The following is a 23,643-nucleotide window of genomic DNA, read 5'->3' as shown; positions in this document are numbered from 1 at the left end:
CGCGATAACCGTTCATCAGAAGCGATATTCACCGGCAATAAAGAAGCTATTGCGTTCGTTAAATCCAAACTCCGTCAGGACGTTAAATTGTGGTGTCATTTCAAACTGAGTCCCCAGCAGCATGTTCCACGGAGAGGTCAGATTCTGTTTAACATCAAATCGCCCGTTGCCATCCTGGTTTACGGCCTGGATCAGTGGCTGAAGCTCAGCGGGCATATGCAGATCGGAGAGGCTACCCCTGAACTCCTGCTGCACGTTCTGGTACATACTCCCCACCCAGACGCTCAGATGCGATTCGCCCACCGGCCCCTGAAATTTAAAGCGATACCCAACACGGGGAGACACGGTAAGGGCTGAAATTTTGCCATCCAGAATGTCAAAATCAGTACGGGTATAGTTGGTATCCACCAGGGCAAACCAGTTTTCGTATCCTCCTGCCAAAGTAATACCGGTTCCCCATGTTGTGCCTTTAAAATCGAGAACAAAATCAATATCCTGTAGCTCACCGCTCTGATAAAGCTGATGCACAGATGATGCGATAATGCGGTCAACACCGGTGTAGCGCGAAGGGTCTGCATCTACTGAAACATTCGAGACCGACGATCCGCGTGTGTGCCCTACCAGCCCGTAAATGTTCAAAAACGGGAAGACCCACATGTCCAGACGTAGGTTTTCAGTTTTGCTCTGTTCACGCGTATGGCCGGCATCAATATTGAACATATCGACAGGAATCGGGTGATTGCCAAGCGCCAGTCCGGAAAAACTGATGCTATCGACATCAATATTTTGCCGCATGTTCATATAGCTCAGGTTGATGCCAAACGGTAGCGGAATGGCATATCCCCGCGCCCTGGCCTCCTCGCCCCAAATCGGAAACGTGCTGGCATCAGTTTCAGCTGCGCTGGCCACGCCGGAAACCCACAGCAACGGAACAACCGCGTGGAACCATTTCATTATTTGTCCTCATTCATTCCGCTCATCCCTACAGGCCAGAGCCAACATTAAAATAAACTGCTTGTTCGTTATCGCTAAAAGCGACATCTACACCGGTACGCAGTCCGTATTCGCGCGCAATCAAATATCGAATACCGCTGCCCCAGGCCACTTCTGCGCTACGGTAAAGCTCTGATGTACTGTCTGCCGCACTTCCAGCACCGACAAAACCCAAAACAATCCAACGCGACGACATTTGCCAGGCTAACTGCGTCTGAACGGTACTCACGTCATCCCCCTGGTAGCGATAGCGAGAGATACCACGAAGTTCGATATAAGGGCGCGCCATTGGTGGCAGATGTTTATCCTGCTGCGACAGGGTTTGATAGTCCCCTGCAAGAGAAAGCGTCCAGTCGGCGTTCAGTGGCAGGAAAAACTTGCCTTCGAGCGTCAGCAGGTCGTAGCGATAGTCGCCCCCAAGATAGTGACCGTAGAATTGATACTCGCCGCTAAGAGAAAGCCCGCGTCCGGGCCAAAAGAAGTTATCAGTTGTGTCGTATTCCGCTACCAGCCCCAATGCAGAGGTGATGCTGCTTTCACCCAATAGCTGCCGCCATACCTGGTTGACGAGCGGATTATTGCGGGCGGAGATATCCATCTTTGCCCAGAACTGTGATGCTCCCAGAAAAACGGGAGAATCCCCTGCGCGAAAGAGAAGTTTTTGCATACCGCCATAACCGCGAGTTTCGGTTTCCACGGCCCGGTTATTGCCAAAGCCCAATACGTCACCGGAATATATATCCAGATTGACATCGGCATAGCCTCCTGCAACCAGATAGCGAATGTGGTCATCCTGCCAGGTGTGGCGATGCCCCCCTCCTACAAACCAGGTACCGTTTTGCGTTCCGCCACCGCCAAACGCGCTCATGGCCGGGGGAATAAACTGCCCATCAACCTGTCGTCCCTTGCCATGCAGAAACAGACCGAACAGGCCGCCGCCATAACCAACGGCCGGTTCGGTAATAACCAGCGGAATAGGTAGAAAACCGTACGGGTTTTCTTGTAAATAACGGCTCATGTCCACCATGCCGTCTTCAGGATCAATAAGCCCTGTCGCCATAGCGCGCCAGCACAGCAGAGGAATTAGCAGAAAAAGCCAACGCATTATTTCCCGCCTTCTGGCGGTGTTGCGGGTGCGGTATACCAATTCTCTTTGGCCACCATCACGCTGTTTTCTGGCTGTAGCACAAAATTCGGAGACATAATCTGCACGTTAAATTCGTTGAAGACGTCCTGAATATTGCTATGCAGTTCATTACGGGCATCTGCCAGAGATACATCCGGCAGCAGGCGCACCTGCAATTCATAGGAAATATACCAGTCCATCAGACTCAGCTGACGCACCAACGGCGGCTGTGAAAGATCGATTCCTTTGGCCCGCTTGGCTGCCAACTCCAGCATTGCGTGGACCTGGCGCCAGGGCGTGTCGTAGCCAATGGTAACGCCGACCGTCAGGTTGACGCCGCCGTTGGTGCTTTGCGCGCTAAGGTTAGTAATTTTTCCACTAACCACTACCGCATTTGGCACTGTGACCACGTAATTTTCACGAGTAATAATTTTGGTCGCGAGCATACCAATTTCGCTTACCAACCCCTCGTTGTCCGCTACCCGAATCATGTCGCCTTTGCGCAGCGCGCGCGAATAGATCAAAACCAGTCCGCTCATTGCGTGGTTCATCACCCCGGCCGACCCCAGCGTGAGCATCAGGCCAAAGAAAACGCTGATACCTTTAAACGCCAGTGAATTGGCACCGGGCAAAAAGGGATAGGCTGCAGATAGCGCAAAGAGCCACACCACCACAGAGATCAACTTCCGGGTTGCGCCCACGGTTTCAGGGTGAATTCCAGGCAACTGCAAACGCCCTGCCTCCACCTGGTTGAGAACCACCTTAAGCAGCTTCAGTATGAACGCAGTGATGAGAAAAATGATCAGGACGATCATCAAGCCAGGTAACGCTGAGACAATCGACAATGCAATATCACGCACTACGCGTACAGACCAGTAACCAAGGGACTCTCCCCAGACGCGCGTCCAGGGAAACAGGCTAAAGACCCAACTCAGCCAAACGTAAAGTGCAACGATACCCAGCAGGATCATCAACAGTGCGTACAGGCGTGTCTCGATAGCGCCGATAAAACGCCGCCAACTCTGGGGGATCCAGCTTTTGTTCTCAAAAATGCGACGACGATAAACGCGTCTGACCCAACGCCAGGAACGGTATGCACCGAACCAAAACAGCACCAGTCCCACCAGACCAGCCACCGTTTTCACCGCCGACAGCGCCAGCCAGCCGCTGTTATACTGATCGCTCAATGCAGACCGCTGCGCCTCCATGCGTGCCAGTACGCGCTGAGCCGCCTGGTCGAGCGTAAGATCGTCTCCTTCGTCGAGATCGCCTTGTGTCAGCAACATCACCGGTTTACCGTTCATCACGATAAGCCTTCCCGGCTGGTTATAACGCGTGACCGACACAACCTGTAGCGGTTCGCGAACATCGGCTTCAGTGAAATTTCGTAGCGTATTGCGGATGCGCAGCACCCGTTCTTCTGGCGTGGTAAGGCCGAATTTCGCCTGGAGCATGACAATCGGTTGATGAAAAATATAAACCGTTCGCGCGCGTTCCTTTTCGGTGGGCTCCTGACGAGGTTCCGCCGCATATGTGTTAACAACCAAAGAGGAAAGAAAGCACATTAAAAAAGCGATCACAATCCTGTTCATATTCGCCACCGAAAACACGAGAATTATCGTTATTATTCAAAAAGCCAACGCAAATTTGATTGCTTTTTTTAGCATAGACCAGCCTTTCACTTACGCAATGTTAGTGATAAAGAGATCTTCATTTCATGTGAAAGATGATATTGCTTTTCAAAGGTTCTTTTCCTCATCACTAAATATAAGCGTTCGATTATCCCCTCTGATAAAAAGGTAAATAACGTTTCCCTACGGGGTCAGTCAGCGTATCCATTCGTAAAGAAATAGCTCCTCTTTGACCTGAATAGAGCATTTGGCAGCTATGTATCCGCGTGGTTTGCATCGCGCCCTGGTGCATGAAATTAACTGTCAGTATGTGTTGCATCGATTCAGCATTATGTTGAAATCCAATAATCATAACTTCTTCCATAATTTATTATTAAATAACTTCCAGATGGAATAACCCCTCCGCCTTAATTAAGCTGCATTAAATTAATCACGATGCGAAAGATATGCCCTGCATTATTCATATTTTTGCAGGAATTCTCGAATAGTTATCTTGTGAAAGTAATTAACCTCCATTAGAAAAAATTTGGAGGATTTTTTTCGTGTCTATACTCAAAAGGCTTTCCTAATGAACGGAGTTCCCCACCATGCATAAAAGTGTCCCTTTTAGAAGGACGATGATTGCCAGTGTGCTAACGTTAGCAGCTGGCGCTGTGTCCACTGTTCATGCTGCACCGGCGACATCTACCGCACCGGAAAATGCGCCAAAGCAAGACTCATCTAAACCAAATATTGTCGTTATATTTGGCGATGACATCGGCTACTGGAACCTGAGTACCTACAATCAGGGCACCATGGGATATAAAACCCCAAATATCGACAGCATCGCTGCCGAAGGTGCCAAGTTCACCTCCTACTACGCTGAGCAAAGCTCGACCGCTGGCCGTTCTTCATTCATTACCGGACAAATGCCGTTCCGTACCGGGATGAGTAAGGTGGGGATGCCGGGTGCGCCGCAGGGTCTGCAAAAAGAAGATCCGACCATTGCGAACATCCTGAAGCAACTGGGCTACGCTACTGGCCAGTTTGGTAAAAACCACCTCGGTGATCGCGATGAATTCCTGCCAACCGCGCACGGATTCGATGAGTTCATGGGTAACCTTTACCACCTGAACGCCGAAGAAGAACCGGAGAACCCGGACTACCCGAAAGATCCGGCCTTCCGCAAAGAGTTTGGCCCACGTGGCGTCATTAAGAGCACCGCCGATGGCAAGATTGAAGATACCGGTCCGCTTACCGTCCAGCGTATGAAAACCGTGGACGAAGAAACGCTCGCGGCCAACAACGACTTCATGGAACGTCAGGTTAAAGCCGGTAAGCCATTCTTCACCTGGTTCAATACCACCCGTATGCATAACAAAACGCACCTGAAAGACGGGAGCATTGGTGCTACGGGCCTTGGAACCTACGCCGACGGCATGGTGGAACATGACAAGATGATTGGTGAAGTGCTGCAGAAGATTAAAGATCTCGGCATCGAAGACAATACGATCCTCGTCTATACCACCGATAACGGCCCGATGACAGCAACCTGGCCGGATGCAGGCGAAACGCCTTTCCGCGGCGAGAAGAACACCGGTTGGGAAGGTGGTTTCCGCGTACCTGCGATGATTCGTTGGCCGGGCCACGTTAAGCCAGGCACCATCGTTGACGGCATTTTCGGCAGTAACGACTGGTTCCCTACCCTGGTTGCGGCTGCGGGCGATCCGAACATTAAAAACGAGCTGTTAAAAGGCTACAAAACGCCGTCCATTACCTACAAGGTGCACCTGGATGGCTACAACCAGCTCGACTACCTCCAGGGCAAGGGCCCGAATCAACGTAAAGAGTTCTTCTACTGGAGCGATGACGGCGATCTGCTGGCTATGCGCTACGAGCGTTGGAAAGTTCACTTTATGATTCAGGAGCATACCGGTCTTGATCTGTGGAAATACCCATTCACCAAGTTGCGTACGCCACTGATCTTTGACCTTGAAGTCGATCCGCTGGAGAAAGGCAGCGACGGTATGGGCTACAACTCCTGGTTCTACGACCGTCTGTTCCTGATGGGCGGCGCGCAGAAATACGCGAAAGAGATGCTGGAAACCTTCAAAGAGTTCCCACCGCGTCAGAAACCGGGTTCGTTCACCATTTCCGACGCTTCGGCAATGCTGGAACAAGGCTCTAATATCAATAAATAACCTAAGCCTCCGGGCAGGCTGTTCAGACAGCCTGCCCGTTTTTTGAAGAGTAGTGACGTTTTCTTGTTAGGGGTCTGCTATATGAAGTACAGCACCACACTACCGGTTAAAGCGCTTCCGTCGGCGGAAAAATATGACGGCAAAGGGCCAGAATACAAGCGCCGCTTTCATGTGATGGCCAAGCCCACCGGCTCGACCTGTAACCTTGACTGTTCCTACTGTTTTTACCTGCACAAAGAAGAGCTGCTGCATCAGGACAGACATACTGGCATGAGCGATGAAGTGCTAGAGAATTTCATTCGTCAATACATTGATGGCCAGGACGGCGACCAGGTGGTCTTTTCCTGGCAAGGTGGCGAACCCACATTGATGGGGCTGGAATTCTTCCAGAAAGTAGTCAAATTTCAGAAGCAGTACCAGAAGCCCGGCCAGCGCGTCGAGAACGATTTACAAACTAATGGCGTGTTGTTGAACGACAAATGGGCTGAATTTCTTAAAGAACATCAATTTCTGGTGGGGCTATCCATTGATGGCCCACGAGAACTGCATGACCGCTATCGCGTTACCCGTAGCGGCAAACCGACATTCGACAAAGTGATGGCGGGCGTTGAGGCCCTCAAGCGTCACGGCGTCCCATTTAACGCCCTGGTCACGGTAAACCGCACCAATGCCCGCTTTCCGTTGGAAGTATACCGCTTCGTCACCCGTGAACTGGGCGCAACCTACGTACAGTTTAACCCGTGCGTCGAACCGGTCGATTTCAAGCAAACCGCACCACAGTTCTGGCAGGACGAAAGCATCCCGCTGACCGGTAGCCGCCGCGCGCGCCCTGGCGATCTCGATTCGATCGTCACCGACTGGTCAGTTGACCCGGAGGACTGGGGCACATTTCTGATCGCCGTGTTTGAAGAGTGGGTTAATAACGATCTGGGCCGCGTACAGGTCAATCTGTTCGAAACGGCGGTCGCGCAGACGATGGGAATGCCTGCTCAAATCTGTACCCATTCAGAGTTCTGCGGTAAAGGGCTGGCGATCGAGAAAAACGGCGATATTTTTTCCTGCGATCACTACGTCTATCCCGAGTACCAGATCGGCAATATTGAACATGCCCAGCTTTCACACCTGGCTTTTTCCGAACGGCAAAAAGCCTTCGGCATGGGCAAACGCGACACGCTACCCAACTACTGCAAAACCTGCCCTTATCTGAAGCTGTGCTGGGGCGAATGCCCGAAAAACCGCATTGTCCGCACACCGGACGGCGAGCTGGGGTTGAACTACCTTTGCCCGGGCATTAAAGCCTTTTTTAACTATGCCGAGCCGATTCTGGTGGGCATCACAACCTTACTTAAACGTGATTTTGCAGGGCTACGCCGATGATAAATCGAGAAAAATTATTACAGCTTGAACAACGCATGAACGAGCAGGTTCTCGGTCAGGAAGAGCTGGTGCGCATGCTGATCATCGCCCTGCTTTGTGATGGACACGTTCTGCTGGAAGGCCTACCGGGTCTGGCGAAAACTCGCGCTGTGCGTGAGCTTGCGCGCCACGTTGAGGGGGATTACCGCCGTATTCAGTTCACGCCGGACCTTCTGCCTTCAGACATCACCGGCAGCGAAATCTATCAGCAAAACGCTTCCCGCGAAGAGGATCAGTTCCGCTTCCGCCCTGGCCCGGTGTTCGGCAATATCATTCTCGCCGATGAAATTAACCGCGCCTCGGCGCGCGTGCAGTCCGCTCTGCTGGAAGCCATGGAAGAACGTCACGTAACGGTGGCGGGCAACAGTTGGCCTCTGCCCGGTGTTTTTATGGTCCTTGCCACGCAAAACCCGGTGGATCAGGAAGGAACCTGGCCGCTGCCGGAAGCCCAACTGGACCGTTTTTTGATGAAGGTGCTGGTGCATTACCCGTCTAAAGAAAACGAACAGAAAGTGATGCAACTGGTGCGGAGAGAACAGCAGCAAAAGTACCAACAATTGACGAACGTCACACCGGCCGCACCTGAACAACCCGATGCGCTGATGCTTAGCCAACAAGAAATTGCCGAATGTTGGCAGGCTATTTCCGCCGTTCATGTTTCCTCTACTGTCGAAAACTATATCGTCAATCTGGTGGACTTAAGCCGCCATCCGCAGTCGGTGAGCGATACGCTGGCCGGGTACCTGACCTTTGGCATTAGTCCCCGCGGCACTCTGGCGCTGGAGCGCTGCGGTCGCGCGCAGGCCTGGCTGGAAGGTCGGGATGCGGTGCTGCCAGAAGACATTAAAAAGATAGCCCCGGCCGTGTTGCGCCACCGCCTGATGCTCAGCTACCAGGCCAGCGCCGACAACTGCACGCCGGATGATGCCGTACGGATGCTCCTTGATGCCGTGGTAGCGTGATGAACAGTGCCGTTCGCGTTGACCGCGATACGCTGCTGAAGCTCGCTGGCGATGCGCGAGCCATTGCCAATCCGCCAGGGCAGATCCCACCAGGCGCACTTGGCGGAGAGCGCACATCACGACAGCAAGGTCGCGGGCTGAACTTTGACAGCCTACGTCGCTATCAGCCCGGCGACGACGTCCGGCTGATTGACTGGCAGGCCACCGCGCGCATGCGTACGCCGTGGATTCGCCTGTATAACGAAGAGAAAGAACGTCCCGTGTTCTTGTTGGTCGACCAGCGGCGGGATATGTTTTTTTCGACGCGCGTGCAGACAAAATCCGTCGCTGCGGCTAAAACCGCCGGGCTGCTGGCCTGGCGCAGCTGGCATGACGGCGATCGTTTAGGCGGTATCGTCTTTGGTGACCAGGACTTTTCCCTGCGCAAATGCCGTGCGCCAAACGCTTCACTCCCTGCATTTCTCGACGATTTAGTGCAGTACAACCACGCCGTGGCGGACAACTATCCGCATGAAGCCCCCCATCCGCTCACGCTGGCAGCCATCCTGCGCCACAGCCTGCCGTTGATTCCAAACGGCTGCTGGGTCGCGTTAATCAGCGACTTTCACGATATGGATAGTGAATGCGATGCACTGCTGGCGGCCCTGCGCCGTCGGGGAGAAGTGAGCGCGTTCGTGATGCTCGACGACCTGCATTTGCGCCTGCCTGCTCACGGGCGGCTGGCGGCCCGTTATGAAGGGCAAGAGGCGGCATTTTCACTCTCGCCTACACTACAGGACGGCATCAAACAGAGTATTACAGCGCGGCTTTCGGCGCAGGCGTCGCGCCTCACGCGGCTTGGCGTCCAGGTGAAGCAGATTGTTGTCGCCGGGGATCTGCTCAGACAGCTACAAAAAGGGGTTTAGATGCTGGAGAAAGGATTTACGGTACCCGAACTGGCGGAACCGGTTCTCCCCGATTCACCGTCATGGTTTCCCCTGCCGCCGGGATGGTTCGCTCTGGGCGGCGTCGTGCTTCTCGTGATACTGGTTTTTCTCATCTTTCGCGTCGCCAGATGGCGCCGCAATCTGTGGCGTCGTCAGGCCCTGACTGCCCTCACTCAACCGCAAACGGTGGACAGCTGGCTGCTGCTGATGAAACGTATTTTGCTGGTGCATCAGCCGCGTGAACAGGTTAGCGGTGCGCTGGACCCTGCCCAATGGCTCCCGTCCGTCCCACTGGATAATGCGCTGCGCCAACGTCTTTGCGAACGATACTGTCAACCAGACAACCAGTTGAGTGATGCCGATACCGCGCGGCTGCGTGTGCAGCTTCGCACCTGGCTTGAAGGACTACCCCATGTCTGAATACTTCTCACGCCTGGCGTTCGCCTGGCCATGGGCCTGGCTGCTACTTATCCTACCGTTGGTAGGCCACTTTGTGATGGCCAAAGAGCGCTCACTTAAAGAGTATGTTCGGGTCCCTTTTTTGCCCGGGCTGATCAATGAACTCCAGCTCAATAGCCAGCCTGCCCACAGCAGAAAGTTATCGACCGGGCTGTTCTGGCTGGTCTGGGCGCTGCTGGTCTGCGCGCTTGCCCGCCCGGAATTGCTGACTCCGCCACAACATATTGAAAAACCAATGCGCAACATCATGCTGATTCTGGACGTTTCTGGATCAATGGAAAAAAACGATGTTGCGGGGGGCATTACCCGGCTACAGGCGGTGCAGGAATCGGTTAAAAAATTCGTGGCCGCCCGCAAATCAGATCGTATCGGTCTGGTGATCTTTGCTAACAGCGCCTGGCCATTTGCGCCCGTCAGTGAGGATAAACAGGCGCTGGAAACCCGTATCAATCAGCTTGCGCCAGGCATGGCGGGGCAACAGACGGCGATTGGCGACGCGTTGGGCGTGACGGTGAAACTGTTAGATTCCAGCGGTGATAATGAAGCCAGCAAATTGGCCATTCTTCTGACCGACGGTAACGACACAGCTTCGCAGTTGACACCTCGCCTTGCCGCACAGCTGGCGGCCAGCCATCACGTACAGGTCCACACCATCGCTTTTGGCGACGTCAACAGCAGCGGCGATGACAAGGTGGATTTAGGTCTTTTGCAGGATATCGCCCATACCACCGGCGGGCGCGCATGGACGGCGCAGAACAGCGGTGCGTCGCTGGATGCGGTCTGGCAAGAAATTGACGCCATCACGCCGGTGCAGGTGAAGAGTATTGGCTGGTCATGGCGAATACCGTTGTTTGCCTGGCCTCTCGCTGCCGCACTGGTTTTATTGCTGGCTTTTAATATTTATCGCGCGCTCAGGGAGAGAATGGCATGAGTGATTTTCACTTTTTATACCCCTGGCGTTTGCTGCTGTTGATTCCTGCCATCGCGCTGTGGTGGTTACCCTCTGCCGGGCGTAGCGCCTGGTCACGCATTATGGATAAGTCGCTGGCAAACGCGCTGATCGTCGGGCGACAACGTAAACTTAGTCGGGCGCTGCCGTGGCTGGTGATGCTTGGTGTTATCGCGCTCGCAGGCCCAAGCTGGCAGCGTCAGCTTCCTGCCGCCCTGACGCCAGAAAGCAACGTGATGGTGATTTTGCAGCAGGATACCGCGATGCTTGCCAGCGACCTGCCTCCCAGCAGACATCAGCGGATGCAGACCAAAATTATTTCGCTGATGGAACGCATGCCGGGAACACGCTTTGGCCTGGTGGTCTATAACGCCGGGGCCTGGCTTACCACTCCACTTACCGTCGATACGGCCTTTTACTCGCTGTTCCTGCATGCGCAAACGCCTGCACTATTACCGTCTGGCGAAGGTTCTGGATTACAACATGCGGTCTCGCTGGCAATGCGTAATATGCCCGCCGCGCCGCGCAGCATTATCCTGGTGGCCGATACCTTAAGCGCAGAAGACGCCAGATGGCTTGGCGAACAAAAGACGCCGCTACAAATCTGGGTGCCCGGAACCGCGCAAGGGGGCGCGCTGCCCGAGAAATATGCCGCCAGTGGTACGGATACACGGTTGAACGTTTCGCGCTTCGAGCAGGTGCGCGACGACGGAATTCCGGTCACGCTGGTGACCGCCGATGATGACGACCTGCCCGTGGTACAGAGCCACATCCAGCAAAGCGTCACCGCGCAAAACAATGCCCGCAGCGATTTACACTGGCGGAACGATGGCTGGATGCTAACGCTCCCAATACTTGCCCTGCTGTTAATCTGGCGACGCCAGCTCTTTTGCTGGGTGTTGGTCGCGCCGCTGCTGCTCTGGCAGCCTTCCGGCCACGCCGCCTGGCTGGATGCCTGGATAAGCCCCGATGTGCAGGGGCAGCGTGCGTTCTCCAAAGGGGATTACGCCCGCGCGGCCCAGCATTTTAACGATCCACTCCGGCAAGGTATCGCATGGTATCGGGCGGGAAATTATCCCGCCGCTACCGCCGCGTTCCGACAGGCGGAACAAACCCCGGAAGCACTGCTCTGGACAGGCAATAGCTACGCCCAGCAAAAGCAGTGGCAACAGGCGTTGAACAGCTACGATCGGGCGTTAAGCCTGCGCCCGGACTGGAAGCTGGCGCAGGGTAACCGCGCAAAAATCGCCGCAATCATTATGCAACTGCGACAAAAGGAGCGCGAAAATAAATCGGCTCAGGGAGAAGAAGAAGATTATAAACCCGATGAAATTAAGCACGACCTGAAGCCCCACCAGGGGGCAGAACAAAAGGATATTCAGCCCATTGCCGGAGGGAATCCACAGGTGAATCAGTGGTATGAAAATCTGGCGGTTTCACCTTCTGGGCTGTTAGAAAGCCTCTACCGAACCCAGCCAGGAGAAGACCAATGAAGCTTATCTGGTTATTACTGCTGGCGGTACTTCCCTGCCAGGCGGCAATGACGGTCTCCCGCGAATTGATCGCCCCAGAACACGTTGTCCCTGGCCAGCCGGTGCGGGTAGCGGTAACGTTCTGGACAGATTCCTGGTTTAACCCGCCGCCGCAGTGGCCCGATTTCCCAGTAGAAAATGGCGATATTCTAACCAGCACGTCACCGAATCAATTGCTGACCCGTCACGATGGCGGTACAAGCTGGAGCGGCGTGCGCATGGAACGCCAAATCACTGCATGGGATCAGGGTAAGCTGGATTTACCGGCTTTCGAAATGACATTAACCGCATCCGGGCAAGCACCCGTTACGGTCAAACTGCCTGCACTGGAAACGGCGGTTAGCTGGCCGACAGGTGTCCAACAACCGGACCGTTTTCTGCCCGCTTCCAGCTTTTCGCTCAGCCAGAAGGTCAATATTTACCGCAGTGGTGAAGATAAAACGCTGCGCGCCGGTGACGTAATCGAACGCGTCGTCACAGCCAATGCTACCGATGTGATGCCCGCTCAGATCCCACAGCTGCTGTATGCTATAAACGGCACGCACACCCAACGATTGACACCAGAAAACCGTATGCTGACGTCGGGGCGCGGTGACATTACAGGCGCTGAACGCGTGGAAACACTCCGCTATTTACTGGTTGATGCAGGAGAAATCACACTACCGCCGATTAAATTACGTTGGTGGGATACAACCCATCAGCAATGGCAAATCGCTGAACTGCCCGGCAGTAAATATACCGTTGCCGCTTCACGCACCGCTGGGGCAGAATCTGTGTTAAAAGGCAGCCGCGACACCTTCACATGGTCGACCGTGCTGCTGCTGACGGGCAGCCTCGCTTTACTCGTTCTTATGTTTATTTTCCGCCGCACATTGCTGCGTAGCGCGCGTTATTTATCTCACCGCTGGTGCCGATTCTGGCAGCCGATTTCGTTACCGGGACAAACCCCAGATAACAGGAACTCACAATGAAGCATACGTTAATTACACTGGCTTTATGCGGCCTTTGCAGCACCGCCGCGGCTGAGCCCCTCTCCGCATGGAATGACACGGCAGCCAAACACGCTATTGAAGAATGGGTACAAAATGCCACCAACCCCGATCGTCCAACGTTTATTCCCACTGATAAACGCTACGTCGTATTTGATAATGACGGCACACTGTGGCCGGAAGCGCCGATGACGTTTCAGATCCAGTTCGCGCTGGACGAGATTAAACGTCTTGCCCCAGAAAATCCCAATTGGTCGAACGATCCGCTGGTGCAGGCCGTATTGAAAGACGACCTCAAAAGCGTCGTCGGTTCAGGAGAAAAAGGGCTTATGCACCTGCTATCGCTCACGCACAGTGGCATGACAACGGAGGACTTTACTCAGCGCGTTACCAACTGGGTTTCAACGCATAAAGACCCACGTTTTGGCTGCCAGTATGACCAGATGGGATATCAACCTATGCGTCAGTTGCTGGATTATCTACGAGAGAATGGCTTTAAAACCTGGATTGTTTCCGGCGGCGGGATAGATTTCATGCGCGTGCTCTCGCAAAAAATGTATGGTATTCCGCCAGAACAGGTGATCGGATCGTTCGCGCTCGGCGAATTCGCGTTATCCGGAGATGGGACAACAATCACCAAGACGATGTCGGGAGCCTTCAATGATGACGCGGCGAACAAGCCCGTGGCGATCCACCTGTTTATGGGGCAGCGCCCCGTGGGCGCATTTGGCAATAGCGATGGCGATCTCGCCATGCTGCAGTACACGGCCGCCAATCCGGACGCGAAAACCTTCGGACTGCTGGTCCATCATACCGATGCCGCACGTGAATACGCCTATGATAGTCACCCCCCCGCAAGCGGAAAACTTGTTGATGGATTAACGCAGGCGAAATCGCATGGCTGGACCGTGGTTGATATGAAACAGGACTGGAAGACCGTATTTGACCCGGCGCAGTGCGTCGTGAAATCATCACCATAACGATCAGTTTAAGGCATCAGTCCATGTTCCTAAAAGACGATAACATCTTCTTACGTATCATATTATTACTACTTTCTACCTCTACGCTGTCGAGCTGCACATTAACCCGTGTTTCCGACAGCACACATGCCAAAGAGGTCGATGAGCTGAATGTTATTGGTCTGAGCCTGGAGGGAGCAAGGCAAAGAGCAACTGAAAAAGGTTTTGTGTGCAGCGAATACGGAAACGTGAACACGGTTGTAACCGAACAGGGTGAGCATCGATGGCTACAAACTGAATGCAGCAAGAAAAGTGCAGAGCTGTTCTGCCCGCAAATGCGTTTTGTCGTTCTTAATGTCGATCCCAACACGAATAGAGTCGTTGATGTTGGCAATTATGTTAATCAACACACCTGTTTTTAAAGACAACACCTGCATCTTGTGCTAATTATCGTATCGACTAAAGGACGTTATCTTGCTCATCAGAATCATCATCGCAATGGTCGCATTTGCCGGCAACTCCGTACTTTGCCGACTCGCGTTGAAGGGGATGCATGCTGATGCTATTTCATTCAGCAGCCTCCGGTTGATAAGTGGCGCAATTGCCCTTTTTTTATTTATTGCGATAACATCTGACAGCAGAAAATTTGAGTTCAAGTGGTTAAATGCCCTGCTCCTTTGCATCTATGTTTTTTCATTCTCCATTGCCTATGTTTCTCTCAGCACCGGCGCTGGTGCCCTGCTGCTCTTTGGTACCGTTCAGCTCGTCATGACAGTATGGGGGATAGCTCAGGGAGAAAAGCTCGTAATTTTAAAAATAACAGGAATACTCGGAGCATTGGCTGGAATAGCCATATTGCTGCTTCCTGGTGCAGAACGCCCTTCCTTGTATGCTGCAATAATGATGGTTATTGCTGGGTTAGCCTGGGCGTTCTACAGTATCACAGGGAAAAAAATCACGGATGCTGCTGCTTCTACCGGGGGGAATTTCATCCTGTCAATCCCGGTCGCATTGATTATTCCTCTGTTCTTCCATTCTCATCTTCATATCGATATATATGGATTAGTTCTGGGCGTGCTTTCTGGTGCAATTACATCGGGAGGTGCATATCTGCTGTGGTATTCATTGCTCCCCTTACTCAGGTCCACAACGGCCAGTACTATTCAACTCAGCGTACCTTGTCTGGCCACTCTCGGTGGGATCATATTTTTGGGCGAAACGCTCACCGTCAGAATCCTTCTCGCAAGCGTCATTATTTTGGCTGGAATTGGCTTAGTTATTTTCTCTGATATGAGAAAAGGAGCAAAATAGACTGATTAATTATCGGCAAAGACGATACAGAACATGTTGTGCCAATCGATGATCTGGCGGCAACGCGGGATGCGTAAACTCTTCTGTTTTATTCATACCAAGTCGTATCATCAGATTCTCTGACGGTTTATTCAGCACAGAAGTAAATGAAACGACTTCATTTAGCGCCAGTACGTCAAAAGCAAATGCAAGACTCGCTTGCGCGGCTTCTAACGCCAGACCCTGGTGCCAGTATGCTTTAGCAAGGCGCCAGCCAATTTCGGTACAGGGTGAAAAATGAAATTTATCAGGTTGTGGATGCAACCCCACACAGCCCACAAACTGGTGTGTTTCTTTTAGCTCTACGGCCCAAAATCCCCAGCCGCGTTCTGCAATACCTTCACTAAATCTATCGGCCAGGTTATCGCTTTCAGCTTTCTGTAGCGGCGCGGGGAAATAACGCATCACGTCAGAATCGGCATTGAGTACAGAAAAAGGGGCTCGGTCTTTAGCCTCCCACTGTCGTAATATCAACCTTGATGTTTCCAGCATATTCCTGCCCTTATCATTCATTTTCATATAATCTTCTAAAATAAGTGGCTCATCGGCAAGGTCTTATACCGTCCTTTTCCGACTTTTCCTCTCATACTGGAGATTTATACATGGCCGACTGGAACCCTTCGCTTTATCTGCAATATGCAACTGAACGTTCAAGACCCGCAGCAGAATTACTCAGCCGTGTGGCGTTAGAAAATGTCCGCTCAGTTGTTGATCTTGGTTGTGGTCCGGGAAACAGTACGGCATTGCTGCATCAGCGCTGGCCCACGGCAAAGACAACAGGTGTCGATTCTTCACCTGCTATGTTGAATGAAGCGCGCAACGCATTACCTGACTGCCATTTTATCGAAGCGGATATTAGCCAGTTTAAGCCCGAGCATCCCGTGGATCTGCTTTATGCAAATGCGTCGTTACAGTGGGTGCCCGATCACTATGAATTATTCCCACATTTGGTCTCACAACTGAGTCACAACGGCGTTCTGGCCGTGCAAATGCCGGATAACTGGCTGGAGCCCACGCATGTACTGATGCGCGAAGTGGCTTATGAACAAGATTACCCCGACCGAGGGCGTGCTCCGCTTCCTGGCGTTCACGCCTACTATGATATTTTGACCGAAGCGGGTTGTGATGTGGATATCTGGCGTACAACGTATTATCACATTATGGATTCGCATCAGGCGATTATCGACTGGGTAAGCTCAACGGGACTACGCCCCTGGTTGCAGGATTTGAGCGAAAGCGAGCAGCGTCATTACCTGGCTCGCTACCATGAACTGCTTCAGGATCAATATCCGTTGCAGGAAAACGGCAATATTTTGCTGGCATTTCCGCGGTTGTTTATTGTTGCCAGACGCAATAGTTAAGCGTTTATCATCAGACAGATCACAGGACAGGGCTACCGAGTATGCGCGCCCTCGCCTTTTTATCATAAGGATCTAGTGGCTATGTCAGGCATCTGCTAGTGTCTTGCCACATGTTTCTGACGGGGGTTGTTATGTCTAAAGTCTACATTGGTGGGTGTCTGTGTGGCTCGATCCGCTTCACTGCCAGCAGTCCTAATAATTCCCATACCTGCTCATGCGATATATGCCGGAAACATACGGGGGCCCCGACTGTCGTCTGGATTGAGTTTGATGCAGAAAATGTAGAATGGACGGGAAAAGCCGGAAAACCAACAACCTGGCGCTCATCTGAAACCACCAGTCGGGCTTTTTGCCCTCAGTGCGGTAGTTCCGTGGGCGCCATCGATGACGCTCCGGTCATTGCGCTTTTAGCCGGCGCTTTTGACGATCCTAATGATGAAGATCTGGCGCCGGAGTTTCATTCGTTTTCTGATATGCGGCCAGCATGGTGGGAAACAGAACGAAACTAAGTTAGTTGGTAATGTTTATCCGGCATATGTTTTGCTGGCACATTAGTTTCATCGTTCATTTGCAGTAAATCGATTTCGATTGCATTGCAAATCGCATCCAGCGGCAGATCATTGTTCTCAGTACCAAACGGATCTTCAAGCTCTTCCGCAAGCGCATCGAGCGAGATAAAAGTATAGGAAATAAGCACTGAAATAAACGGCGTCATGTAGTGAAGATCCACCACCAACGCGAATGGCAGCATGATACAAAACAGATAAACAGTGCGATGAAGGATCAAAGTATAAGCAAACGGAACTGGTGTATTCGCGATTCGCTCACAACCTGCCAGTACTGCCGACATATCATTTAATCTGTTGTTTAAACTATGAAATAATATATCGGACAGCTGTCCATCACGTCTGCGTATGGCCAACCACTCCCCCATCAGCAACAAAATGCGGTTTGCTGGCGATTGTGCGGCAAATACCGTCTGCAGATCTTTCTCGCTGAGATATTTCGCCAACGGCTCTGCCTGTGGGTTTCGACGTAATGTCATGCGTAAACAGTGGGCAAATGCGATTTGCAGACGAACAAACTGCCCCAGTTCAGCGTCATCCGGTAAGGTGGTTTTCACCTCGCGAAGTAGCGATCGGGAAGCAATCATCAACTGTCCCCACAGGTGTCTGGCTTCGACATAACGTGAATAGCAGGCGTTATTGCGAAAACCTAAAAAGATAGCAATCGCCACGCCCAGAATACTGAACGGTGCCAGGGTAAATTTAATACCCAACATCGTATACCAGGGCAACATGATGATAACGGCGATGGAGAGCAGGAAGTTCAGCAGCAACCGTGAGAATATTTTAGATAATACTGAACCATGCCAGACGAATATCAGGCGCAGCCAGTGTTGTTGGGGACGAACGATCATGGTTATCTTCGGGAAAATGTGAAATCCGTCACATTAGACGCGATAGCGATCAATGTTGCAAGTTAATCGCAACATTAACCCAACAACTTTTGCCCTGCTTAAAATGAAGCCGCACCTAAGTCACAGACCGGGTTTATGATATAAACCACACAGTATGTTGTAACTAATGTATATCCAGAAAAAACCCGGCCTGAGCCGGGTTGTCGGTAGTCGTCTTAGCAAAGTGGCTTAACGGCTTCACGCATACCTTTTGCCAGAATGGTATCCAGATCGGCAGAGACCTGTTCCACCAGTCCAGAAACCTGCGTCAGATCTTGTTCCCAGTGTTCTTTGACACCCAGTACAGATTTGACCAACGCTTCGGTACTTATCTGGCGATCGCGATGCTGGGACCACAGCTGTTGAAAACGTTCTATCCAGTGCGCATCATCCTGAACCGGATAAGACTCACCGTTGCGCTCTCCACGATAAAAAGCAATTAACGCGGCAAGCGCAAACGTCAAACGCGCCGGCAGCTTACCGCTGGCCTGTTGCCCTGCCAGCAGTTGCGGCAATATACGGGTGCGGAATTTGGTCATGCCATTCAGGGCAATCGACAGCAGCTGATGTTTTATATACGGGTTGCAGAATCGACCGGTTACCGCGCTGGCGAAAGAAGCTAACTCATCACGTGGCAAATCCAGTACCGGAATGATCTCTTCATAGATCGCTTTCTCCACGAAAGCACAAATCTCAGCGTCATTCATCGCCTCACCCACGGTGTCCAACCCTGCCTGCCAGGCAACAGGGACCAGCGCGGTGTGAGCACCGTTGAGAATCGCCACTTTGCGCTCTTTGTACGGTTTGATGTCATCCACGATCAGGACATTCAGCGGATACTTATCCAGACGTAGTTCTGCGGCTAATGACTTCGGCCCCTGAATGACAAACAGATAGAAATGTTCTGCGGTATCGAGGAAAGCATCATGATAGCCCAGTTCAGCTTCGAGCTTAGCTACCTCATCACGCGGATAGCCGGTAACAATACGGTCCACCAGCGTGGAGCAAAATGCATTGGCCTGATCCAGCCACTGAATAAACGCTTCCGGCAGCGCCCATTCCTGAGCGTAGCGCAGAACCAGTTCACGCAGCGCATCACCGTTATAATCAATCAGTTCGCAAGGGATGATAATCCAGCCTTTATCCAATGCGCCGTTAAAATAGCTGAAGCGTTCGAACAGCAGACGCGTCAGTTTAGCCGGATAACTAACCGCTGGCGCGTCGTCAAACTTATCGCCCGCGTGGTAACTGATACCTGCTTCCGTGGTGTTAGAGAACACAAAACGCATATCAGGATTATGCGCCAGCTTCAGGAACTCATCGTATTCGCTATAGACGCTGATTTCACGGTTAACTGAACGAATTAGACGGGCATCACTGACGGCCTCGCCCTTCTCATTCAAACCACGAATGATAGTGGTATAGAGGCCATCCTGCGTACTCAGCGATGGCGGGAAGGAACTTTCGATAGGACGAACAATGACCACACCAGCGTTCAGATCGGTATGCTCGTTCAGCAGATCTACCTGCCAGTCTACAAAGGCGCGCAGGAAGTTTCCTTCACCAAACTGAATAATGCGTTCAGGATACTGAGCACCGGGGAAATCGCGACGATTTAGTGTTTGCACAATGGGTTCCCTTTATGATTAGTCATACAACCTGATTGAATTGGTCCAATAGGTTAGCAAACTTTAATACATTGAAACCCTGTTTTGATCAATCCCCGGCGACAAATTAGAGCGTTTTATAGAAAAGTGTGGTTCCGGTCAGCATCCCATCGGGCATTTGGGCATAGTCAGGTATCACCCCTACCTTTTTCCACCCACAATTGTGGTAGAACAACTCCGCACCACTGCCCGTCGCCGTATCAAGCACCAGCAGCGTTTTACCTTGTTGACGCGCGCAACTTTCCAGTTCGTTCATCAATTCACGGGCCAGGCCACCGCGTCGCGCTGAGGGGTGAACCAGCAGTTTGGCGACATCAGCACGATGAGGTTGATTTTCGGGTTGATCGATAATGAGTTGGACGGTACCGACAAGCACCCCCTGCGCATTCTGCATACCAAGAACGATCCGTTCTCCGCGAGAAACACTTTGCGCGACCTTCATCCAGAAAGGCTCTGATTTTTCGCGATTAAAGGGCAGCATAAAACTGATGGAGGCGCCGTCATTGACGCACTGTTCAAGAACATCGCTGAGCTCGTCGATTCTCGACAGAATCTGTGCCGCGCTCAGCACAAAGCAGGGTTTGCCGGAAGCCATGGTTTCTCCTTAGATTGACCCCTTCATACTGCTTTTAACAATTACACAACTCAAGGGGGCATATCATAGGATAATGTTATCTATGGCTTGTTCATTTGGAGCACTAACCAGTGGTAAATAACCGTGACAACGTAACGTTGCTGTTCATCGTTTAGCGCTACACCCTGAGGTATATCATGCCATTTCGCCAGACACCCTCGACAGCACGTCGCCGTAGCATGTTGAGCAATAAATACCGGGTGACCACGCATAGGAGTCTGTTTTCCATCATTGGCGGGAAACGCAGGTGCCAGTCGTTTAGCTATAAAATCCGCAGCATGTTGTTCGATAACTGGCGCCCCTTTATCCAGACAATACTGCCTTTCTTTCTGACCAAGACGAAACCGCGAGCGAAACGTTGATTTCGCCAGCCGGGCAAAAAGAGGATCGAGCGTTTTCATCAGTAAACCGAGCGCCCCAGCTGTTGTGTTAATTGCTCCAGCACGGCGATACCGGCCAGTGAGTTTCCCGCCGGATCCAGTTCCGGACTCCAGACAGCAATCGCCATCTCGTGTGGCACGATCGCCACGATGCCGCCACCCACACCTGATTTCGCCGGAAGCCCGACCCGCCAGGCAAATTCCCCTGCGTTCTGATACATGCCGCTGGTCGCCATCAGCGCATTGATCTGCCGGGCCTGCATCGGTGTGACCACAGGCTCAGCAAGATGAAATGCATGCCCTTGATTTGCCAAAAAGACAAAAGTCCGCGCCAGTTCCACACAGCTCATTTTCAGCGCGCAGTAGTGAAAATAGTTCTGCAAAACGGTGGGCACGTCATGGTGAAAATTGCCGAAGGATTTCATCAGCCAGGCAATAGCGGCGTTACGCGCCGAGTGCTCAAACTCCGATCGCGCGACCGTCGCATCATAGGCGATATCCGAAACGCCGCTTAATGCCCGCACCACTTCCAGCATCCGTTGACGCGGAGCGCTTAGACGCCCTTGCAGCATATCGCAAACCACCAGCGCCCCGGCATTAATAAAGGGATTGCGAGGGATACCCTGCTCCATTTCCAACTGCACCAGGGAGTTAAAAGGATGACCGGAAGGATCTTTGCCGACGCGCTGCCAGATCTCCTCTTCCTGATAGTGACGCATCGCCACGACCAGACTGAGCACCTTTGAAATCGACTGTATAGAAAAACGTTCTTGCGCATCTCCCGCCTGATAGTGCTGTCCATCAACGGTACAGATAGCAATACCCAGTTTTGAACCGTCGACGGAGGCTAATGCCGGAATGTAATCAGCGACTTTACCCTGACCAATCAGCGGACGAACCTGCTGCACAATGGTCTCTAAAATTGAATTGTCCATGGCCCTGGCCACAACATGCTCCTTGCTCGCAGGTATGAAAGGCCTGCGAGTATAACAGAGCTGAATACGCAGCGTCAGGCCGGAAGGCGGAATCTGGCCACGGCCTGCATAAGCTGGTTAGATTCATGGTGAAGCTGTAAGGAAGAATCAGATGCAGCATTCACCAGATCACTGGTTTGTCGGGCTTCGCCGTTCAGGACATGGAGCTGACGGGTTAACTGGTGAATACTGTTCCCCTGATTTAACGTTGCAGTCGAAATGTCGTTCAGTAACGCGCCGAGGTTTTCCACCAGTGCGATAACCTGCTGCAAATTCTTATCCAGTCCGTTAACCGCGTGAAAGCCCTCTTCAATGCCCTGTAACGAGTGTTTAATCAGTGTCTGAATGTTTTGCGTAGACTGACCGCTTTTCCGCGCCAGCAGCCCAACTTCTTTCGCAACCACGGCAAACCCGCGCCCTTGCTCCCCGGCATGTGCTGCCTCGATTGCGGCGTTGAGAGCCAGGATATTTGTCTGAAATGCAATGTTGTCGATAAGCGTTGTAATCCCTCGCATTTCAGACGAGCGAGTCACAATCGCCTGCATTGACGCATTTACCGTCGCCATCATTCGGTCTCCACCTGCCGCAATATCACGCGCCTGCACTGCGCGTTGATTCGCCAGTTCAGCAAAGCCACTGTTATCCTCAACATGCGTTTCCAGAACCGAAATATGCGATGTCACAGTGCTCAACTCTTCACTTTGTTTTGCCGACTGCTGGTATAGTTGTTTATTGTTCTGCGCAAGTTCGTTGATATTTCCTACCATTGCGGTGGTGGCATCATTCACCTGCCGCACCAGCGCGCAGAGCCCCTGCTGCATTGCAGCAATACGCGAACTTAATTGCGTCACTTCCCGATTAAACTGACTCACCTGCGGGGCTGGCCGAGAAAGATCACCCGCCGCTAAAATATCGATATGATCGATCAGCCGTCGCAGCGGCATAATCACCCAACGGAACATACTACGCCAGACCAGAAAGGCGATAACCACCAGCACCAGAGGAATAAACAAAAATAGATTCTGTAAACGCTCAAGACTGGTCAACAGCTGCTGACGCCCAGCTTCCGCATGTCGCCCACTGTCCTGCTGAAAGCGCGCGTAATTACCGTTAAAGTCTGTCTGAAAGGCCTGCACGGGTACGGCAAAAAACGCATCAATGGAACCTGACTGCATCAGCCCATCCGCCTGCTCCTGAATACCGCTATAAAAACGCTGATAGCTCTCAGTTAGATCCGGATCCGACTGCGGCTTCATATCCCGCCAGGCATCCCATGCACTTTTTGACTGCGCCAGCGCCCGATACGCCTCTTCCATTAACGGACGCCAACTCCCGTCCGAACCGGTGGCGGCATCCTGCATAAAATAAATTCCCGCACGGTTAAGTAAATCGCTGGCAGATAATAACGCCACCCGCGCTTCATCGACCTTTGCCTGCTGCAAAAGCGCGAGTTGATTACGCCCTTCATTATGCTGTGCGTCGCTGACTGAGGCCGAGAGCATCAAGGAGGACACGACCTGCAAAACAGAGAACAGCGCAATAATGCAAAAAATGCCGGTTAACAGACCGAACTGACGGGGTATTAGACGATGGAAAATTTGCGTTATGTTCATATTACTCTTCTGTATCAAAGCGTTAGCTGCGAGTGTACGGAGAGTAAATGACAGAAAAATTGCAGAAATAAGACAGGTGCCCC

General features: G+C 52.2%; 23 protein-coding genes. 13 read left to right on the top strand and 10 right to left on the bottom strand.

All coding sequences use genetic code 11. The annotated features are described in order from the left end of the window. Positions 1-15: 15 nt before the first annotated feature. From OGY10_RS11790 to OGY10_RS11780, 3 genes are read right to left on the bottom strand one after another with little or no spacing between them, the layout of a single operon-like run. Positions 16-954 (bottom strand): hypothetical protein, encoded by a 939-nt coding sequence (locus OGY10_RS11790; RefSeq protein ID WP_008784763.1) that lies wholly within the window; start codon positions 952-954, stop codon positions 16-18. Between the two features lie 28 nt (positions 955-982). Next, positions 983-2,098, bottom strand: coding sequence for a BamA/TamA family outer membrane protein (locus OGY10_RS11785; protein ID WP_071446452.1), 1,116 nt, complete (start codon positions 2,096-2,098; stop codon positions 983-985). Beyond that, on the bottom strand, positions 2,098-3,711 hold the full coding sequence (locus OGY10_RS11780) for a mechanosensitive ion channel family protein (RefSeq protein WP_079934032.1): 1,614 nt from the start codon (positions 3,709-3,711) through the stop codon (positions 2,098-2,100). Before OGY10_RS11780 ends, OGY10_RS11785 begins: the two co-directional genes overlap by 1 nt. A 626-nt stretch (positions 3,712-4,337) precedes the next feature. On the opposite strand from OGY10_RS11780, the gene OGY10_RS11775 reads away from it, so the two are divergent. The 11 genes from OGY10_RS11775 to OGY10_RS11725 all read left to right on the top strand — a co-directional run bounded on the left by OGY10_RS11775 (position 4,338) and on the right by OGY10_RS11725 (position 15,433). Further along, the gene (locus tag OGY10_RS11775) at positions 4,338-5,930 is read left to right on the top strand and encodes an arylsulfatase (protein WP_079934031.1); all 1,593 of its coding nucleotides are present in this window, start codon (positions 4,338-4,340) and stop codon (positions 5,928-5,930) included. An 81-nt stretch (positions 5,931-6,011) separates the two neighbouring features. Continuing rightward, positions 6,012-7,307: an anaerobic sulfatase maturase gene (locus tag OGY10_RS11770; protein WP_079934030.1), complete on the top strand. Its 1,296-nt coding sequence runs from the start codon at positions 6,012-6,014 to the stop codon at positions 7,305-7,307. Next, entirely contained in the window at positions 7,304-8,308 is a 1,005-nt protein-coding gene (locus tag OGY10_RS11765; RefSeq protein ID WP_079934029.1) for an AAA family ATPase, read from the top strand. Before OGY10_RS11770 ends, OGY10_RS11765 begins: the two co-directional genes overlap by 4 nt. Next, a complete protein-coding gene (locus OGY10_RS11760; protein ID WP_079934028.1) occupies positions 8,308-9,213 on the top strand; it encodes a DUF58 domain-containing protein in 906 nt (301 codons plus the stop codon). The genes OGY10_RS11765 and OGY10_RS11760 overlap by 1 nt, the downstream gene beginning before the upstream one ends. Continuing rightward, the gene (locus OGY10_RS11755) at positions 9,214-9,654 is read left to right on the top strand and encodes a DUF4381 domain-containing protein (RefSeq protein ID WP_079934027.1); all 441 of its coding nucleotides are present in this window, start codon (positions 9,214-9,216) and stop codon (positions 9,652-9,654) included. It begins immediately after the preceding gene. Next, positions 9,647-10,624, top strand: a complete 978-nt coding sequence (locus OGY10_RS11750; protein WP_079934026.1) for a VWA domain-containing protein — start codon at positions 9,647-9,649, stop codon at positions 10,622-10,624. The genes OGY10_RS11755 and OGY10_RS11750 overlap by 8 nt, the downstream gene beginning before the upstream one ends. Continuing rightward, complete coding sequence (locus tag OGY10_RS11745; RefSeq protein WP_286576771.1) at positions 10,621-12,135, top strand: vWA domain-containing protein; 1,515 nt, start codon at positions 10,621-10,623, stop codon at positions 12,133-12,135. The genes OGY10_RS11750 and OGY10_RS11745 overlap by 4 nt, the downstream gene beginning before the upstream one ends. Continuing rightward, positions 12,132-13,145, top strand: a complete 1,014-nt coding sequence (locus OGY10_RS11740) for a BatD family protein (protein ID WP_079934024.1) — start codon at positions 12,132-12,134, stop codon at positions 13,143-13,145. Before OGY10_RS11745 ends, OGY10_RS11740 begins: the two co-directional genes overlap by 4 nt. Then, a complete protein-coding gene (locus tag OGY10_RS11735) occupies positions 13,142-14,143 on the top strand; it encodes an HAD family hydrolase (protein ID WP_079934023.1) in 1,002 nt (333 codons plus the stop codon). The genes OGY10_RS11740 and OGY10_RS11735 overlap by 4 nt, the downstream gene beginning before the upstream one ends. Before the next feature lie 23 nt (positions 14,144-14,166). Next, positions 14,167-14,544 carry a hypothetical protein gene (locus OGY10_RS11730; RefSeq protein WP_048235393.1) on the top strand — a complete coding sequence of 126 codons (378 nt, stop codon included), beginning with the start codon at positions 14,167-14,169 and terminating at the stop codon, positions 14,542-14,544. A gap of 52 nt (positions 14,545-14,596) precedes the next feature. After that, the gene (locus OGY10_RS11725; protein ID WP_079934022.1) at positions 14,597-15,433 is read left to right on the top strand and encodes a DMT family transporter; all 837 of its coding nucleotides are present in this window, start codon (positions 14,597-14,599) and stop codon (positions 15,431-15,433) included. A gap of 9 nt (positions 15,434-15,442) precedes the next feature. Here OGY10_RS11725 and OGY10_RS11720 read toward each other — a convergent pair whose 3' ends face one another. Continuing rightward, positions 15,443-15,964 carry a GNAT family N-acetyltransferase gene (locus OGY10_RS11720; protein ID WP_079934021.1) on the bottom strand — a complete coding sequence of 174 codons (522 nt, stop codon included), beginning with the start codon at positions 15,962-15,964 and terminating at the stop codon, positions 15,443-15,445. Between the two features lie 110 nt (positions 15,965-16,074). Here OGY10_RS11720 and tam point away from each other — a divergent pair, with 110 nt between their 5' ends. After that, a complete protein-coding gene (gene tam, locus OGY10_RS11715; RefSeq protein ID WP_057067518.1) occupies positions 16,075-16,833 on the top strand; it encodes a trans-aconitate 2-methyltransferase in 759 nt (252 codons plus the stop codon). A gap of 131 nt (positions 16,834-16,964) precedes the next feature. Further along, entirely contained in the window at positions 16,965-17,342 is a 378-nt protein-coding gene (locus tag OGY10_RS11710; protein WP_003832953.1) for a GFA family protein, read from the top strand. Here the strand turns inward: OGY10_RS11710 and OGY10_RS11705 are convergent. The 6 genes from OGY10_RS11705 to OGY10_RS11680 form a co-directional block, all read right to left on the bottom strand. After that, on the bottom strand, positions 17,339-18,253 hold the full coding sequence (locus OGY10_RS11705; RefSeq protein ID WP_048235395.1) for a bestrophin family protein: 915 nt from the start codon (positions 18,251-18,253) through the stop codon (positions 17,339-17,341). The two genes, OGY10_RS11710 and OGY10_RS11705, sit on opposite strands and share 4 nt — an antisense overlap. A 215-nt stretch (positions 18,254-18,468) precedes the next feature. Beyond that, entirely contained in the window at positions 18,469-19,920 is a 1,452-nt protein-coding gene (locus OGY10_RS11700; RefSeq protein ID WP_008784755.1) for a tagaturonate reductase, read from the bottom strand. A gap of 106 nt (positions 19,921-20,026) precedes the next feature. After that, positions 20,027-20,554: a GNAT family N-acetyltransferase gene (locus OGY10_RS11695; RefSeq protein WP_079934019.1), complete on the bottom strand. Its 528-nt coding sequence runs from the start codon at positions 20,552-20,554 to the stop codon at positions 20,027-20,029. A gap of 80 nt (positions 20,555-20,634) precedes the next feature. Further along, positions 20,635-20,994, bottom strand: a complete 360-nt coding sequence (locus OGY10_RS11690; protein WP_008784753.1) for a DUF4186 domain-containing protein — start codon at positions 20,992-20,994, stop codon at positions 20,635-20,637. Beyond that, on the bottom strand, positions 20,994-21,920 hold the full coding sequence (glsB, locus tag OGY10_RS11685) for a glutaminase B (protein WP_003832944.1): 927 nt from the start codon (positions 21,918-21,920) through the stop codon (positions 20,994-20,996). The genes OGY10_RS11690 and glsB overlap by 1 nt, the downstream gene beginning before the upstream one ends. Positions 21,921-21,982: 62 nt before the next feature. Next, positions 21,983-23,560 (bottom strand): methyl-accepting chemotaxis protein, encoded by a 1,578-nt coding sequence (locus tag OGY10_RS11680; RefSeq protein WP_008784752.1) that lies wholly within the window; start codon positions 23,558-23,560, stop codon positions 21,983-21,985. Positions 23,561-23,643 lie beyond the last annotated feature (83 nt).

The organism is Citrobacter sp. Cpo148 (assembly GCF_030332375.1).
Lineage (GTDB): Bacteria > Pseudomonadota > Gammaproteobacteria > Enterobacterales > Enterobacteriaceae > Citrobacter > Citrobacter portucalensis.
The sequence above is the reverse complement of the archived record's forward strand: the minus strand, read 5'-3'. Positions and strand labels throughout refer to the sequence as shown.